Here is a 14,065-nt window from a genome sequence, read left to right as displayed (position 1 = left end):
TGTGACATTGTCATTGGCCGGATTGCCGCGCTTCATCAATGATTTGCGCGAAGCGGAAACGCGGGACCGGCCGATGCCGGCCGAGTCGAGGGGCGATGAGCGAGGATCGGCAGGCCGGCCGGCAAAGCCGGACGGATGTGGAAGGCGAAGCGCCCGCCTGGCAGGAGCCGGCTGCGCCGCCGCTCGCCGACGAGTTGGTCGCACCCGACGCGCCCGGTCCGATCGTCCTCGCCGAGGTGCCGGGGGGCCGCAGACAGGCCCTGCGCCGGCTGCGGCACTGGTGGCGTGGCGCCAGCCCCAATCTGCGGGGCTCGGTCTTCATGATCTCGGCCTTGCTGGTCTATGCGGTGATGGTCGCCGGCATCAAGCATGTCGGCCAGGCGATCCCGCTGGTGCAGATCCTGCTGATCCGGCAGGTGATCATGACCGCGATCCTGCTCGCCTTCGCAGCGGGCAGCTTGCGCCGTGCGCTGCATACGGAGCGTCTCGGCCTGCAGATCTTCCGCAGCGTGATCACGCTGCTCTCCATGCTTTGCGGCTTCACCGCCGTGGTCAAGATTCCGCTCGCGCAGGCGACGGCGATCGGCTTCAGCCAGGTGCTCTTCGTCACCATCGCCGCGGTGCTGGTGCTGAAGGAAGCGGTCGATGGCCGGCGCTGGGCCGCGACCATCATCGGCTTCATCGGCGTGCTGATCATGCTGCGTCCGAGCAGCGAGGGGCTCGATATCTATGCGCTGCTCTCCGTCGCCGGGGCCATCTTCGGCGCCGGCATCACCGTCAGCGTCCGCAAGCTGGCGGCAAGCGAGCGCACGGACACCATCCTGCTCTACCAGGGCATCGTGCTGATCGCCCTGCTCGCCGTGCCGTGCTGGCTCTGGTGGCAGCCGCCGACGCCGAACCAGTGGTTCTGGCTTGTCGTCCTGAGCGTGTTCGGCACCGCCGGGCAGTGGCTGATCACCCGCGCCTATCAGGTCGGCGAGGCGGCGGCGCTGGCGCCGCTCGACTTCAGCCGCCTGCTGCTGGCGAGTTTCACCGGCTTCGTCTTCTTCGCCGAGATACCGGCGCTCACCACCTGGATCGGCGCTGTCATCGTGATCGGCGCAACGCTCTACACCATCCGCAAGAACGCGAGGCCGCCGGTCTCGCCTGCCTCGGCCTGAGCCGGAAGACCCCGGATTGCATCGCGAGGGGCCGGGCGCTATGTGTCGGCGCACGCCTCTTCCGCGTGCGTCACCCGAGCAAAAGCCCTCGGGATTCCGGCTCCAGCCCCCCGGAACGCCATCAGAGGCCAATCATGCGCATCGAAAACGACCCGAAGCTCGACTTCCGCGACGTGCTGATCCGTCCGAAGCGTTCGACGCTCGGCAGCCGCGCCGAAGTCGATGTCGAGCGCAGCTTCCGCTTCGCCCATACGGGCAAGGAGTGGAAGGGCTTCCCGCTGATCGCCGCCAACATGGACGTGGTCGGCACGATGAGCATGGCGCGGGCGCTGCTGAAGCACGGCGCCATGGTGGCGCTGCACAAGCACTACAGCGCCGAGGAGCTGATCGCCTTCTTCCGCGAGCCGGGATCGGCCAACGCCTTCTACTCGCTCGGCACGACCGACACCGACCATGACAAGCTCAAGGCGGTCCATGCTCAGTCGCCGATCAGCAAGATCTGCCTCGACGTCGCCAACGGCTACACCGAGAAGTTCGTCGACACGGTCAAGGCCACGCGCGCCGCTTTCCCGGAGGCGGCGATCATGGCCGGTAACGTGGTCACCGGCGACATGACCGAGGCGCTGCTGCTCGCCGGGGCCGATATCATCAAGGTCGGCATCGGCCCGGGCTCGGTCTGCACCACCCGCAAGATGACTGGCGTCGGCTATCCCCAGCTCTCGGCGATCATCGAATGCTCCGATGCCGCGCACGGGCTCAAGGGCCTGGTCTGCGGCGATGGCGGCCTGACCGTGCCCGGCGATGTCGCCAAGGCCTTCGGTGGCGGCTCCGACTTCGTGATGATGGGCGGCATGCTCGCCGGCCATGACGAATGCGAGGGCGAGATCCGCTACGAGGAGCGCGGCGGCGAGAAGGTGCCGGTCGCCATGACCTTCTACGGCATGTCCTCCGACACCGCGATGAACAAGTATTCCGGCGGCGTCGCCAAGTACCGGGCATCCGAGGGCAAGACGGTCGAGGTGCCCTATCGCGGCCCGGTCGAGGGCACGATGCAGGAACTGATGGGCGGCGTGCGCTCGGCGATGACCTATATCGGCGCGGTCAGCCTCAAGGAGGTGGCCAAGCGCACCACCTTCATCATGGTCGGCAGCCAGCTCAACACCGTGTTCGGCAACTGAGCCGTTCGGCTCAGGCCGCCGGAACGCCGGCCGCGATCAGCCTTCCGAAATCTCGGCTGCACGGGCCTCCTGACAGCCTTCGACAGGGTTCAGGTGCCGCGCCGAAGCGAGCACGTGCCGGGTGCTATCGCTTTCGGTGCGGCTGTTGCATAGTCCCGCTTCCAGCACAGAAGGCCGCCAATGGCTTCGGGGAGACGGATATGACCATCAGAATTTTGAGCGTGGCGGGCGTGCTTGCCGCCGGAATCTCGCTTGCGCAGGCGCAGCAGCTCGCCCCGAGCCCGACGCTGGATGCGGTCAAGGCACGCGGCAATCTCGAATGCGGCGTGCATCTCGGCCTGCCCGGCTTCTCCTTCGCCAATGACAAGGGCGAGTGGACCGGTCTCGACGTCGACTACTGCCGGGCGCTCGCCGCCGCGGTGCTCGGCGATGCCAGCAAGGTGAAGTACACGCCGACCTCGGTGCAGCAGCGCTGGCCGATTCTGCAATCGGGCCAGGTCGATGTGCTCTCACGCAACTCGACCATCACCTTCTCGCGCAACGCCACGCTCGGCCTCAATTTCCAGGGCATCAATTTCTACGAGGGCCAGACCTTCGTCGTCCGCAAGTCGACGGGCGTGAAGGAAGCCGCTGGCCTCGACGGCGCCTCGGTCTGCGTCGCTGCCGGCTCGACCGAGGAGAAGAACGCGGCCGACTGGTTCCGCGAGCGCAATCTCAAGGTCACCATCACCAATTTCCAGAAGAACGACGACGCCATCACCGCCTATGATTCGGGCCGCTGTGACGCCTATACGGCCGGCGTGGGCGCCCTTGCCGGCCAGCGTGCCAAGCTCAAGAACCCCGACGAGCACATCATCCTGACCCAGCCGATCTCGAACGATCCGCAGGGCCCGGTGACGCGCTGGGGCGACGAGCGCTGGCAGCTCATCGTGCGCTGGGTGCTGAACGGCACGATCGCCGCCGAGGCGCTCGGCGTCACCTCCAAGAACGTCGACGACATGAAGGCCAATTCGAAGAACACGGAAGTGCGCCGCCTGCTCGGCGCCGAGGGTGGCTTCGGTGCGATGATGGGGCTGTCGAACGACTGGATGTACAACGCGATCAAGCAGGTCGGAAACTACGGCGAAAGCTACGAGCGCACCGTCGGCATGGGCTCGCCGCTGAAGCTCGAGCGCGGCCAGAACCAGCTCTGGACCAAGGGCGGCCTGCTCTTCACCCCGCCCTTCCAGTGAGAGCCGCTTGAAGCACGTCATGGCCGGGCTTTGACCCGGCCATCTCGGAAACCAGGCTGAGCGTCACGAGATTCCCGGGACTGCGCTTCGCGGCGCCCGGGGATGACGCCCGCGACTCCCGATCGAGGCCGGCGTGAGCAGCTTCTTCTCTCTCATCAACGACAAGCGCGTCCGCGACTGGATCTACCAGATCGCGGTCGTCGTCTTTCTCGTCGGCATGACCGTCTTCTTCGTGCGCAACGCCTCGGAGAACATGGTCAAGGCCGGCATCGCCTCCGGCTTCGACTTCCTCTGGCGCACCTCCGGCATCGAGGTGCCCTTCGTCCTGACCGGCTATACCCAGGCCGACAACATCCTCGGTCTGTTCTGGGTCGGCGTCGCCAACACCATGCTGGTGACGGTGATCGCGATCGTGCTGGCGACGCTGCTCGGCTTCGTCGTCGGCATTGCCCGGCTGTCATCGCACTGGCTGATCTCGACCATTGCCGGGGCCTATATCGAGTTCGTCCGCAACATCCCGCTGCTGTTCTTCGTGCTGTTCTGGTATTTCGGCATCATCGCGGCGTTGCCGGCTCCGCGTCAGAGCATCAGCCTGTTCGGCGTCGCCTTCCTCAACAATCGCGGCGTGACGATCCCGCTTCCGGAAGGGCTGGAGAATTTCCGGGTCGCCGGCCTCGTGATCCTCGTCAGCGTCCTCGCCTACTGGGCCTTCTCGATCTGGGCGCGCCGGCGCCAGGAGCGTACCGGGCTGCACGCACCGACGCTGCGGGTCGGCCTCGCCCTGCTGCTCGCCATCCCGCTGCTGGCTATCGTCTGGGCGACGCTGGCGACGCGCTGGGACGTTCCGGCACTGCGCGGCTTCAATTATCGCGGCGGTTTCGCCGTCATCCCTGAATTCGTCGCGCTGCTCGCGGCACTCGTCACCTATACGGCGGGCTTCATCGCCGAGATCGTGCGCGGCGGCATCCAGTCGGTCTCGCATGGGCAGACCGAGGCCGGATCGGCCCTGGGGCTGCGCCCGGGGCAGATCCTGCGCCTCGTCACCATCCCGCAGGCGCTGCGCGTGATGATCCCGCCGCTGACCAACCAGTATCTCAACGTTCTGAAGAACTCGTCCTTCGGTGCGGCCATCGCTTATCCCGACGTGGTCAGCCTGTTCATGGGCTCGGCGCTCAACAATACCGGCCAGGCCATCGAGATCATCGCCATGACGCTCGCCGTCTATCTCGTCATCGGCCTGGCGGTGTCGGCGATCATGAACTGGTACAATGCCCGTATCGCCCTGGTGACGCGATGAACCGCGCCTCGTCCCTCTCCCTCTGGCGCGAGCGCCTGTTCGGCACGCCCTTCACCGGCTTCGTCAGCGTTGTCCTGGCGCTTGCCATCGCCTGGGTCGCGGTGCCGCTGATCCGCTGGGCGCTGATCGACGCGACCTGGGTCGGCACGACGCGGGCCGATTGCGCGCCCGGCGGTGCCTGCTGGGTCTTCATCCGCGCCCGCTTCGGCCAGTTCATGTACGGGCTCTATCCCCCGGACCAACGCTGGCGGGTTGATATCGCGGGCATCGCCTTCGTCCTCGGCATCGCGGCAGTCGTTTTCGCCCCGCAGCGACTCAGGCTGAAGCTCGGCATCGCCATGCTCGTGATCCTGCCGCCGCTCGGCATCTGGCTGCTCTCGGGTGGGTTCGGCTTGCGCTATATCGAGACGCGCGAATGGGGCGGGCTGATGCTGACCCTGTTCATCTCGATCTATTCGAGCCTGATCGCGATCCCGCTCGGCATCCTTTTCGCGCTCGGGCGCCAGTCGCAGTTGCGCGTCATCCGGCTGATCAGCATCGTCTTCATCGAGTTCTGGCGCGGCGTGCCGATCATTGCCGTCATCTTCCTGGCCTCGCTGCTGCTGCCGCTGATCCTGCCGGGCGGCATCGGCATCGACCGGCTGGCGCGCGCCGTGATCGGCCTCGGCTTCGTGATCGCCGCCTATATGGCGGAAGCCGTGCGCGGCGGCCTGCAGGCGCTTCCCAAGGGCCAGCGCGAGGCGGCCACAGCGCTCGGCCTCAACTACTGGAAGGCGACGGGCCTCATCGTCCTGCCGCAGGCGCTGCGCATCTCGCTGCCGGCGATGACCAACGAGTTCATCGCGCTGATCAAGAACACCACGCTGGTGCTGGTGGTCTCGATCCTCGACCTGCTCGGCATCGCCCAGGCCTCGCTCGCCGATCCCAACTGGGTCGGCATGAACATGGAGGCCTATGCCTTTTCCGGCGCGATCTACTGGCTGATCTGCTTCGCGCTCTCGCGCTGGAGCCGATCGCTGGAGAACCGTCGGCGCCTTTGAGGGGGTGGACTCCTGCCGTCATTCCTCAGCGCGGCGAAGCGCAGACCCGGGAATCTCATGACGCGACGCCACCGGCGGCTCCTTCGGCCGGAGAGGGTCGGGGCAACGCCGACCATGACGTGCTTTCCGGGCGCGCAATAAAAAACCGGCCCGAAGGCCGGTTTTTCTGTGTCCGAGATTGCTCGCGGCTCAGGCCCGTACCTTGCTCCGGTCGCGCCGGCGGTCGGCGGCGGGCTGGTAGGCGATGCGCGAGTGGTGGCTGCAATAGGGCAGGCCGGTCTGCGAGCGCGCGCCGCAGAAACGGAAATCAGGGGTCGTCGGGTCGCCCATCGGCCAGCGGCACATATACTCGCGCAGTTCCATGATGGTGACGCGCTCCGAGAACGGGATCACCACATCCTCGGAAGGCAGCGGCGCAGTCTCGGCCTCGAGTTCGGCCTCCGGCGCGAAGGCGGGGGCCAGCGCGTGGGCGCCGCGCGTGGCGTTCGCGGCCGGGCTCGCCATCGGATGGCTCGGCGAGCGCGGCGGCGCCTTGCGGGGTGCGGCATTGCGCGGCGCGGCCGGCTGGGCCGCACTCTTGGCTCGGCCAGAAAGGCCGAGACGGTGAACCTTTCCGATCACCGCATTGCGCGTGACATTGCCCAGCTCGGCGGCGATCTGGCTGGCGCTCAGCCCATCGCTCCAGAGCTTCTTGAGCAGTTCGACGCGTTCGTCAGTCCATGCTCCGGCTTCGTTCATCCGCATCACCTGTCTTGTCCGGCCAGCCCTTGCGAGGCCAGCCTTTAAGGGCGCTTCGTGACGGAATCCGGGATCAGCGGCCTTGTCACGGGGACAATGCCGTTGCTGCCGCAACAGACGGTACAGGGGACGCCGCACGAAATGTCGTATCTGACAAGGCAGACCATACAAGCTGCGGTGACTCGCGAACAAGAGTCGGCGAATCCGAAAACAGCTTTTCCCCAGGCGATTCGCGATTGCRCCGTCAAGCGAATCCTTTCGGCAACACCGACAGCGCGGCTTTGAATTGACAGCTCCGGCCGCCTTAAGCATATTTATCCACAAGGTGACGCCGCCCCGTTCGGGCGGCGCTTATGTTTGCGGATCAAGGCCCCGAACGATGCGGATGACGGCGCGACGAGAGGTCAGGAGCTGGGTGCGACGATAACGTCGTCCCCGGGTCGTATCATGGCTGCATGCCAGCAGCACCCATCCCGGATCGTCGTTCTCAATCCAGCGCCCATCCGTTCTCACCCCGTCTCTCTTCGCGAGGATTTTCGCCCCATGGCTCCCGCTCCTGCTTCCGCCAGCCAGTCCGTGCTCGTGCCGACCTATGCCCGCGCCCCCGTCGCCTTCGAGCGCGGTGAAGGCCCCTGGGCGATCACGGCTGACGGCACGCGGTATCTCGATTTCGGCGCTGGCATCGCGGTCAACGCGCTCGGCCACGCCCATCCGCATCTCGTCAAGACGCTGACCGAGCAGGCTGGCAAGATCTGGCACACCTCGAACCTCTATGGCGCGCCGGACGGCGAACGCCTGGCGCGGCGGCTCTGCGAGGCCACCTTCGCCGAGCGCGTCTTCTTCACCAATTCGGGCGCCGAGGCGAACGAGTGCGCCATCAAGATGGCGCGGAAATATCACGCCGCGAAGGGCCATCCCGAGCGCTACCGCATCATCACCTTCGAGGGTGCCTTCCACGGCCGGACGCTGGCGACCATCGCTGCCGGCGGCCAGCAGAAATATATCGACGGCTTCGGCCCCAAGGTCGAAGGCTTCGATCAGGTTCCCTTCGACGACGAGAAGGCGCTGCGGGCCGCGATCACGCCCGAGACGGCCGCGCTGATGATCGAGCCGATCCAGGGCGAGGGTGGCCTGCGCTCCGTACCGGCCCGCTTCCTCAAGCTCCTGCGCGAGCTCTGCGACGAGCACGGCCTGCTGCTGATCTTCGACGAGATCCAGACCGGCGTCGGCCGCACCGGCAAGTTCTTCGCCCATGAGATGTACGGCGTCATGCCGGACATCATGTCCATCGCCAAGGGCATCGGCGGCGGCTTCCCGATGGGCGCCTGCCTCGCGACGGAGGAAGCCGCTTCCGGCATGACGCTCGGCACGCACGGCACCACCTTCGGCGGCAACCCGCTCGCCATGGCGGTGGGCAATGCCGTGCTCGACGTCGTGCTGGCGCCGGGCTTCATCGAGAATGTCGGCAAGATCTCGCTGCGGCTGAAGCAGTCGCTGGCCGAGTTGAAGGACAAGCATCCGGAGGTCGTCGCCGAGATCCGCGGCGAGGGGCTGATGCTGGGCCTCAAGCTCCACACGCCGAACACCGACTTCGTCAACGAGGCCCGTGCGCAAGGTCTGCTCGTGGTCGGCGCCGGCGACAATGTCGTGCGCCTGCTGCCGCCGCTGATCATCACCGAGGCGGATGTCGCCGAGGCGGTCTCGCGGCTCGACAAGGCCGCGAGCGCCGTCGAGGCGTCGCTGAAGCGCCCGGCCGCCGAATAAGTTCAACCCACCCACCCCGCGAAGCGAAGGAAGCGCCCGTGACGCGCCATTTCCTCGATCTCTCCGATTTCTCCGGCAGTGAGCTGCGCGCGATCCTGCGCGCCGGCGAGGAGATGAAATCGCGACGCCGTACACCGGCCGCTGCGGGGGATCGCCTGCTCGAAGGCAAGGTCATCGCCATGATCTTCGAGCAGCCTTCGCTGCGCACGCGCGTATCCTTCGACGTCGGCATCCGCGAGCTCGGCGGCTCGCCGATGATGGTCGCGGGCCATGAGATCGAGCTCGGCGAGCGCGAGACGATCGCCGACACCGCCCGCGTGCTCTCGCGCTATGTCGATGCGATCATGATCCGCATCCTCGATCACGATTCGCTGGTCGAGATGGCGAAATATGCGACCGTGCCGGTGATCAACGGGCTGACCAAGCGCCAGCATCCCTGCCAGGTGATGGCCGATGTCATGACCTTCGAGGAGCGCAAGGGCTCGATCCAGGGCAAGCGCATCGCCTGGACGGGCGACACCAACAACGTGCTGACCTCCTGGGTCCATGCCGCCGGCCGGCTCGATTTCGAGCTCGCCATCGCGACGCCCGAGGAACTCGCGCCGCCTCCGGCCCTGATCGCCTGGGCCAAGAAGCAGGGCGCGAAGCTCTCGCTGACCAGCCGGCCCGAGGAAGCGGTGGAGGGCGCCGATTGCGTCATCACCGATTGCTGGGTCTCGATGGGCGACGAGGAAGGCACGCGCCACAACCTCCTGCGGCCCTATCAGGTCGACGAGAGGCTGATGGACCGTGCCGAGAAGGACGCGATCTTCATGCATTGCCTGCCGGCCTCGCGCGGCGAGGAGGTCACCGACCAGATCATGGACGGCCCGCAATCGGCAGTCTTCGACGAGGCCGAGAACCGGCTGCATGCGCAGAAGGGCATCTTGGCCTGGTGCTTCGGCGGAGTGGCGGCCTGATGGCCGCCAACGACGCAGGCGTTACCGCGGGGCTCGACGATCGGGTCGTGCCCTTCGCCGTGCCCGATCTCGACGTGCGCGGCCGCGTGGCGCGGCTGGGCCCCTCGATCGACACGATTCTCGAGCGGCACGACTATCCCGCGCCGGTCTCGCGCGTGCTGGGCGAGGCGGCTGCGCTGACCGTGCTGCTCGGCACGGCGCTGAAGTTCGAGGGCCGTTTCCAGCTCCAGACCAAGAGCGACGGCGCCATCTCGATGATGGTTGTCGACTTCAACGCGCCGGACAATTTCCGCGCCGTCGCCCATATCGACGAAGCCAAGCTCGCCGAGGCGATCGCTCGCGAGAAGCTCTCGACCGGCGAGTTGCTGGGCGAGGGGCATCTCGCCATGACCGTCGACCAGGGCACGACGACGACCCGCTATCAGGGCATCGTCGCGCTGAAGCGGCAGGGGCTCGAAGAGGCGGCGCATCAGTATTTCCGGCAGTCCGAGCAGATCCCGACCCGGGTACGGCTCGGCGTGGGCACGGTCACGACCGGCGGCCGGCCGCAATGGCGCGCCGGCGGCATCCTCGTCCAGTTCATGCCGCATTCGCCCGATCGCCTGCGCGCGGCCGACATCCATCCCGGCGATGCGCCCGAGGGGCATGAGATCCTGACCGGCAGCGACCCCGACGGCATCAGCGATGATGCCTGGATGGAGGCGCGCTCGCTGGTCGAGACGGTCGAGGACCATGAGCTGCTCGACCCGATGCTGGAGAGCGAGCGCCTGCTCTATCGGCTCTTCCATGAGCGCGGCGCCCGTGTCTTCGAGCCGGCCCTTGTCCGCGAGGCCTGCCGCTGTTCACGCGAGCGCGTGCTGACGATGCTGCGCGGCTTCTCTCCCGAGGACCGCCGCGCGATGATCGCCGATGACGGCAAGCTCGGAGTCACCTGCGAGTTCTGCTCGCGGCGCTACAGCTTCGACCCGGCCGAGGTCGAGGACGGATTGTCAGCGGGGCTGTGACCTCGCCGTCATTCTCGGGCGCCGCAAGGCGGCGACCTGGGAATCTCCAAGCACGGCACTCCCGTCATGGTCGGGCTTGTCCCGACCATCCACGTCTTCGCTTCGCCGACCGAAGGCTGTGTTCAAGACGTAGGGATGCTCGCCACAAGGGCGAGCATGACGACGAGAGGGCGACGTGAGCGCCAGCGGACAGCCTAACCCTGCTGGCACTCCGCCATCAGCTTGCGCATGAACGCCTCACCGGCCTGGAGCTGCTCCAGCGTGATGTATTCGTCGGGCTGATGCGCCTGGTCGATCGAACCGGGCCCGCACACCACGGTCGCCAGCCCCGCATGTTGGAAATGCCCTGCCTCTGTCGCATAAGCGACCGCGATGGTGTGGTTGCGCCCGGACAGGCGCATGGCGAGCCGCTCGGCCTCCGAGCCCGGCTCGGGCGCGAGCCCCGGCACATCCGAGGTCATTTCCGTCTCGATCGCCGCGCTCGGTGCGGTGGAGCGCATGCGCGCCTGAACCTTGTCCGACACGCCGGCAAAGCGTGCGGGACCCGCCTCGGGATCGGAGGTCGGCAGGGTGCGGATCTCCCAGAGGATCTCGCTGTGATCGGCCAGGATGTTGCGGGCGATGCCGCCATGGAACGAGCCGATATGGACGGTGTCGTAGGGCGGGTCGAAGCGACCGCTCGCATCCAGCTTCTGCTTGGCGTCCTCGGCCATTTGGTCGAGCTCGGCCGCGAGCAGCGCCCCGGCATGGACGGCGCTGGCGCCGAGCTGCGGCTTGGAGGAATGCGCGGCGAAGCCCTTGATGACGGTCTGGAACGTTCTGACGCCCTTGTGCGCGTCGCAGATGTCGAGCGAGGTCGGCTCGCCGACGATGACCGCGCGCGGCCGCGGCAACGTCTTGCCCATCGCGGCGATGCCATCGACGACGCCGAGGCAGGTCACCTCCTCGTCATAGGACAGGAACAGGTGGATCGGCGTGTTGAGGTCGGCGGCGAGGAAATCCGGCACGAGCGCCAGCCCCAGCGCGAGGAAGCCTTTCATGTCGACGGCGCCGCGGCCATAGGCGCGGCCGTTCTCGACGTGCAGCGTGAACGGGTCGCGGCTCCAGGCCTGGCCGGTAACCGGCACGACGTCGGTATGCCCCGACAGCACGACGCCGCCGCGATCCTGCGGGCCGACGGTCGCGAACAGCGCCGTCTTGTCGCCCGCTGCATTCGGGAAGCGCACGGACGGCACGCCCCAGCCGGCGAGATAATCCTCGACGAAATCGATCAGCGACAGGTTGGATTTGTCGCTGACCGTGTCGAAGGCGACGAGGCGGGCGAGCATCTCGAGCGGCGTGTAGCGCTGCCCGGTTTGAGCGGAGGCGGTCAATGCAGAACCTTCTTCACATAGGGGGAGTCGAGCGGGAAGAGCGGCACTTCCACGTCGAAGATCGTGCCGCTCTCATCCTGCATGGCGTAGAAACCGTGCATCGAGCCGTCCGGCGTCGTCAGCGGACAGCCGGAGGTGTAGTTGAAGCTCTCGCCCGGTCTAAGCACCGGCTGCTTGCCGACGACGCCCTCACCGCGCACCTCGTGCATCTCGCCGCGCCCGTCGGTGATGAACCAGTGCCGAGTCATCAGCTGAATGGTCTGCGTCGAAAGATTCACGATCTCGATCGCGTACGCCCAGAAATAGCGGCCCTGCGCATGCGAGGATTCCGCTTCCAGGAAGGACGGCGCCACGGTCACACGCACGCCGCGCGTCTGTGCCTGATACATGGTCGAGGCTCCGGCTAGATCGCCGCGCGTCGTTCCGGACGCAAAGTGGCGATCTATCTCTTTGCTGTCGCATCGGATTTGCCCGAAAAGTGGAATCCACTTTTCGGTCCGATTCTCTAGCCTGTGACGACATCTGCCGCCACGGCTCAGTTATCGGCCTGCCGGCGGCAGCGTCAATGCGTCCCCGTCCTGATTCTGGCGTGGACAACCCTGTGGCTATTGCCCGCACGCACTCGGCCGTGCTTGGCCTTTCCGGAGCGCTTCGCTAGCTATGATCGATTATCCTCGCGGACCTTGCATGCTGCCCTTCACGCCCGGCATCCAGCCAGACAGCTCCATCCGCGCCTTCATCGAGCAGGGCACGATCAGGCTCGCCCGGCCGCCTGCCGAGGGGCAGATCCAGCCGGCGAGCCTTGATCTGCGGCTGGGCGATCGCGCTTATCGCGTCCGCGCCAGCTTCCTGCCCGGCCCCGAGCGCACGGTGCGCAGCCGGATCGATGATCTCTCGCTGCATGAGATCGATCTGACGCGCGGCGCGGTGCTGGAAACGGACTGCGTCTATATCGCCGAGCTGATGGAAGGCCTGAAGCTGCCCAAGGGCCTGCGCGCCGCCGCCAATCCGAAGAGCTCGACCGGCCGTCTCGACGTCTTCACGCGTGTCATCACCGATCGCGCGCGTGAATTCGACTTGGTCGAGGATGGCTATGAGGGGCCGCTCTTCATCGAGATCTCGCCGCGCACCTTCCCGGTGCTCGTGCGGTCCGGCTCCAGGCTCTCGCAGATCCGCTTCCGCGCCGGCGAGACGAGGCTCGATGACCGCGCTCTGGAAGATGTCCATATGCGCGAGACGCTGGTCAGCGCCGCCGAACCTTCTTTCCAGGGGGGCGTTGCCGTCAGCGTCGATCTCTCGGGTTTCGACGGGCTGCTCGGCTATCGCGGCAAGCATCACACCGCGCTGATCGATGTCGATCGCGTCGGCGCCTATCGCGCCGTCGACTTCTGGGAGCCGATTCCGGCCGACGGCTCGCGCAGCATGATTCTCGACCCTGGCCAGTTCTACATCCTCGCCTCCAAGGAAGCCGTGCACGTCCCCCCGGACTATGCCGCGGAGATGACGCCATTCGATGCACTCGTCGGCGAATTCCGGGTGCACTATGCGGGTTTCTTCGATCCCGGCTTCGGCCACGGCGCCGCCGGCGGACAAGGTGCGCGTGCCGTGCTTGAGGTCCGCTCCCGCGATGTGCCCTTCATCATCGAGGACGGCCAGATCGTCGGAAGGCTGGTCTACGAAACCATGGCGGCGCGGCCGGAGGCGCTCTATGGCGCCGGGTTGAAATCGAACTATCAGGGCCAGGCCCTCAAGCTCTCCAAGCATTTCAAGGGCTGACCGGGACGAGAGGCGGCGAAGGCGCGATGCTTGACACGCCGTCCCAAGGCTGGTCCTTGCCCTGAGCCTTGCGGCTGAAGAGACCGGCTTTCTCGGAGTTCTGCGGCGTGCCCTTGCGTTATCTCGTCACCGGCGGCGCCGGGTTCATCGGTTCGGCGGTTGTGCGGAAGCTGATCGGTGAGACCGGGCATGAGGTCTGCGTCGTCGACAAGCTGACCTATGCCGGCAATCTGGCCTCGCTGGATCCTGTTGCGGGCAGCAACCGCTATCGTTTCGAGCAGGCGGATATCGGCGACGGTGAGCGGATGCAGGCGATCTTCGCCGATTTCCAGCCGGACATCGTGATGCATCTGGCGGCGGAGAGCCATGTCGACCGCTCGATCGACGGGCCGGCCGCCTTCATCGAGACGAATGTCGTCGGCACTTTCACGCTGCTGCAGGAGGCGCTGCGGCATTACCGGGCGCTGCCGGAGGCTCGAAAGCAAGGCTTCCGCTTCCACCACATCTCGACCGACGAGGTCTTCGGCTCGCTGGGCGCGGAAGG

At 66.6% G+C, this 14,065-nt stretch carries 13 protein-coding genes; 10 read left to right on the top strand and 3 right to left on the bottom strand.

From position 1 onward, the window contains the following. Positions 1-95 precede the first annotated feature (95 nt). The 5 genes from AC1DNE_RS29410 (at position 96) to AC1DNE_RS29390 (ending at position 5,907) form a co-directional block, all read left to right on the top strand. The gene (locus AC1DNE_RS29410; RefSeq protein WP_476767107.1) at positions 96-1,160 is read left to right on the top strand and encodes a DMT family transporter; all 1,065 of its coding nucleotides are present in this window, start codon (positions 96-98) and stop codon (positions 1,158-1,160) included. Between the two features lie 134 nt (positions 1,161-1,294). Beyond that, positions 1,295-2,338: a GMP reductase gene (locus AC1DNE_RS29405; protein WP_441473705.1), complete on the top strand. Its 1,044-nt coding sequence runs from the start codon at positions 1,295-1,297 to the stop codon at positions 2,336-2,338. Positions 2,339-2,538: 200 nt separating this feature from the next. After that, positions 2,539-3,570, top strand: coding sequence for an amino acid ABC transporter substrate-binding protein (locus AC1DNE_RS29400; RefSeq protein ID WP_441473704.1), 1,032 nt, complete (start codon positions 2,539-2,541; stop codon positions 3,568-3,570). A gap of 133 nt (positions 3,571-3,703) precedes the next feature. Next, complete coding sequence (locus AC1DNE_RS29395; protein ID WP_476767106.1) at positions 3,704-4,867, top strand: amino acid ABC transporter permease; 1,164 nt, start codon at positions 3,704-3,706, stop codon at positions 4,865-4,867. Beyond that, positions 4,864-5,907: an amino acid ABC transporter permease gene (locus AC1DNE_RS29390; RefSeq protein WP_441473702.1), complete on the top strand. Its 1,044-nt coding sequence runs from the start codon at positions 4,864-4,866 to the stop codon at positions 5,905-5,907. The genes AC1DNE_RS29395 and AC1DNE_RS29390 overlap by 4 nt, the downstream gene beginning before the upstream one ends. Positions 5,908-6,096: 189 nt before the next feature. Here AC1DNE_RS29390 and AC1DNE_RS29385 read toward each other — a convergent pair whose 3' ends face one another. Next, complete coding sequence (locus tag AC1DNE_RS29385) at positions 6,097-6,645, bottom strand: GcrA family cell cycle regulator (protein ID WP_441473701.1); 549 nt, start codon at positions 6,643-6,645, stop codon at positions 6,097-6,099. 543 nt (positions 6,646-7,188) lie between these two features. On the opposite strand from AC1DNE_RS29385, the gene AC1DNE_RS29380 reads away from it, so the two are divergent. Genes AC1DNE_RS29380 through AC1DNE_RS29370 form a run of 3 tightly spaced genes read left to right on the top strand, consistent with a single transcriptional unit; the run spans position 7,189 to position 10,372 of the window. Further along, complete coding sequence (locus tag AC1DNE_RS29380; RefSeq protein WP_476767105.1) at positions 7,189-8,409, top strand: acetylornithine transaminase; 1,221 nt, start codon at positions 7,189-7,191, stop codon at positions 8,407-8,409. A 38-nt stretch (positions 8,410-8,447) separates the two neighbouring features. After that, entirely contained in the window at positions 8,448-9,368 is a 921-nt protein-coding gene (argF, locus tag AC1DNE_RS29375; RefSeq protein WP_441473699.1) for an ornithine carbamoyltransferase, read from the top strand. Continuing rightward, complete coding sequence (locus tag AC1DNE_RS29370; RefSeq protein ID WP_441473698.1) at positions 9,368-10,372, top strand: Hsp33 family molecular chaperone; 1,005 nt, start codon at positions 9,368-9,370, stop codon at positions 10,370-10,372. Before argF ends, AC1DNE_RS29370 begins: the two co-directional genes overlap by 1 nt. Before the next feature lie 194 nt (positions 10,373-10,566). Here AC1DNE_RS29370 and argE read toward each other — a convergent pair whose 3' ends face one another. After that, complete coding sequence (gene argE / locus AC1DNE_RS29365; RefSeq protein ID WP_476767104.1) at positions 10,567-11,745, bottom strand: acetylornithine deacetylase; 1,179 nt, start codon at positions 11,743-11,745, stop codon at positions 10,567-10,569. Beyond that, positions 11,742-12,134 carry a Co2+/Mg2+ efflux protein ApaG gene (gene apaG / locus AC1DNE_RS29360; protein ID WP_149131783.1) on the bottom strand — a complete coding sequence of 131 codons (393 nt, stop codon included), beginning with the start codon at positions 12,132-12,134 and terminating at the stop codon, positions 11,742-11,744. Before apaG ends, argE begins: the two co-directional genes overlap by 4 nt. A gap of 298 nt (positions 12,135-12,432) precedes the next feature. On the opposite strand from apaG, the gene AC1DNE_RS29355 reads away from it, so the two are divergent. Together AC1DNE_RS29355 and AC1DNE_RS29350 are read left to right on the top strand one after the other, a co-directional pair. Further along, complete coding sequence (locus AC1DNE_RS29355) at positions 12,433-13,521, top strand: 2'-deoxycytidine 5'-triphosphate deaminase (RefSeq protein ID WP_441473696.1); 1,089 nt, start codon at positions 12,433-12,435, stop codon at positions 13,519-13,521. A 107-nt stretch (positions 13,522-13,628) separates the two neighbouring features. After that, on the top strand, positions 13,629-14,065 hold a 437-nt coding region (locus tag AC1DNE_RS29350; protein WP_476841350.1), incomplete at its 3' end, for a GDP-mannose 4,6-dehydratase.

The organism is Allobosea sp. 05L423 (assembly GCF_056397745.1).
This window is presented reverse-complemented; position numbering and strand designations above follow the sequence as displayed.

Coding starts and splice junctions, on each gene's coding strand:
- AC1DNE_RS29410 (WP_476767107.1), top strand. CDS start 96: ATGAGCGAGGATCGGCAGGCCGGCCGGCAAAGCCGGACGGATGTGGAA.
- AC1DNE_RS29405 (WP_441473705.1), top strand. CDS start 1,295: ATGCGCATCGAAAACGACCCGAAGCTCGACTTCCGCGACGTGCTGATC.
- AC1DNE_RS29400 (WP_441473704.1), top strand. CDS start 2,539: ATGACCATCAGAATTTTGAGCGTGGCGGGCGTGCTTGCCGCCGGAATC.
- AC1DNE_RS29390 (WP_441473702.1), top strand. CDS start 4,864: ATGAACCGCGCCTCGTCCCTCTCCCTCTGGCGCGAGCGCCTGTTCGGC.
- AC1DNE_RS29385 (WP_441473701.1), bottom strand. CDS start 6,645: ATGAACGAAGCCGGAGCATGGACTGACGAACGCGTCGAACTGCTCAAG.
- AC1DNE_RS29380 (WP_476767105.1), top strand. CDS start 7,189: ATGGCTCCCGCTCCTGCTTCCGCCAGCCAGTCCGTGCTCGTGCCGACC.
- AC1DNE_RS29370 (WP_441473698.1), top strand. CDS start 9,368: ATGGCCGCCAACGACGCAGGCGTTACCGCGGGGCTCGACGATCGGGTC.
- apaG (WP_149131783.1), bottom strand. CDS start 12,134: ATGTATCAGGCACAGACGCGCGGCGTGCGTGTGACCGTGGCGCCGTCC.
- AC1DNE_RS29355 (WP_441473696.1), top strand. CDS start 12,433: ATGCTGCCCTTCACGCCCGGCATCCAGCCAGACAGCTCCATCCGCGCC.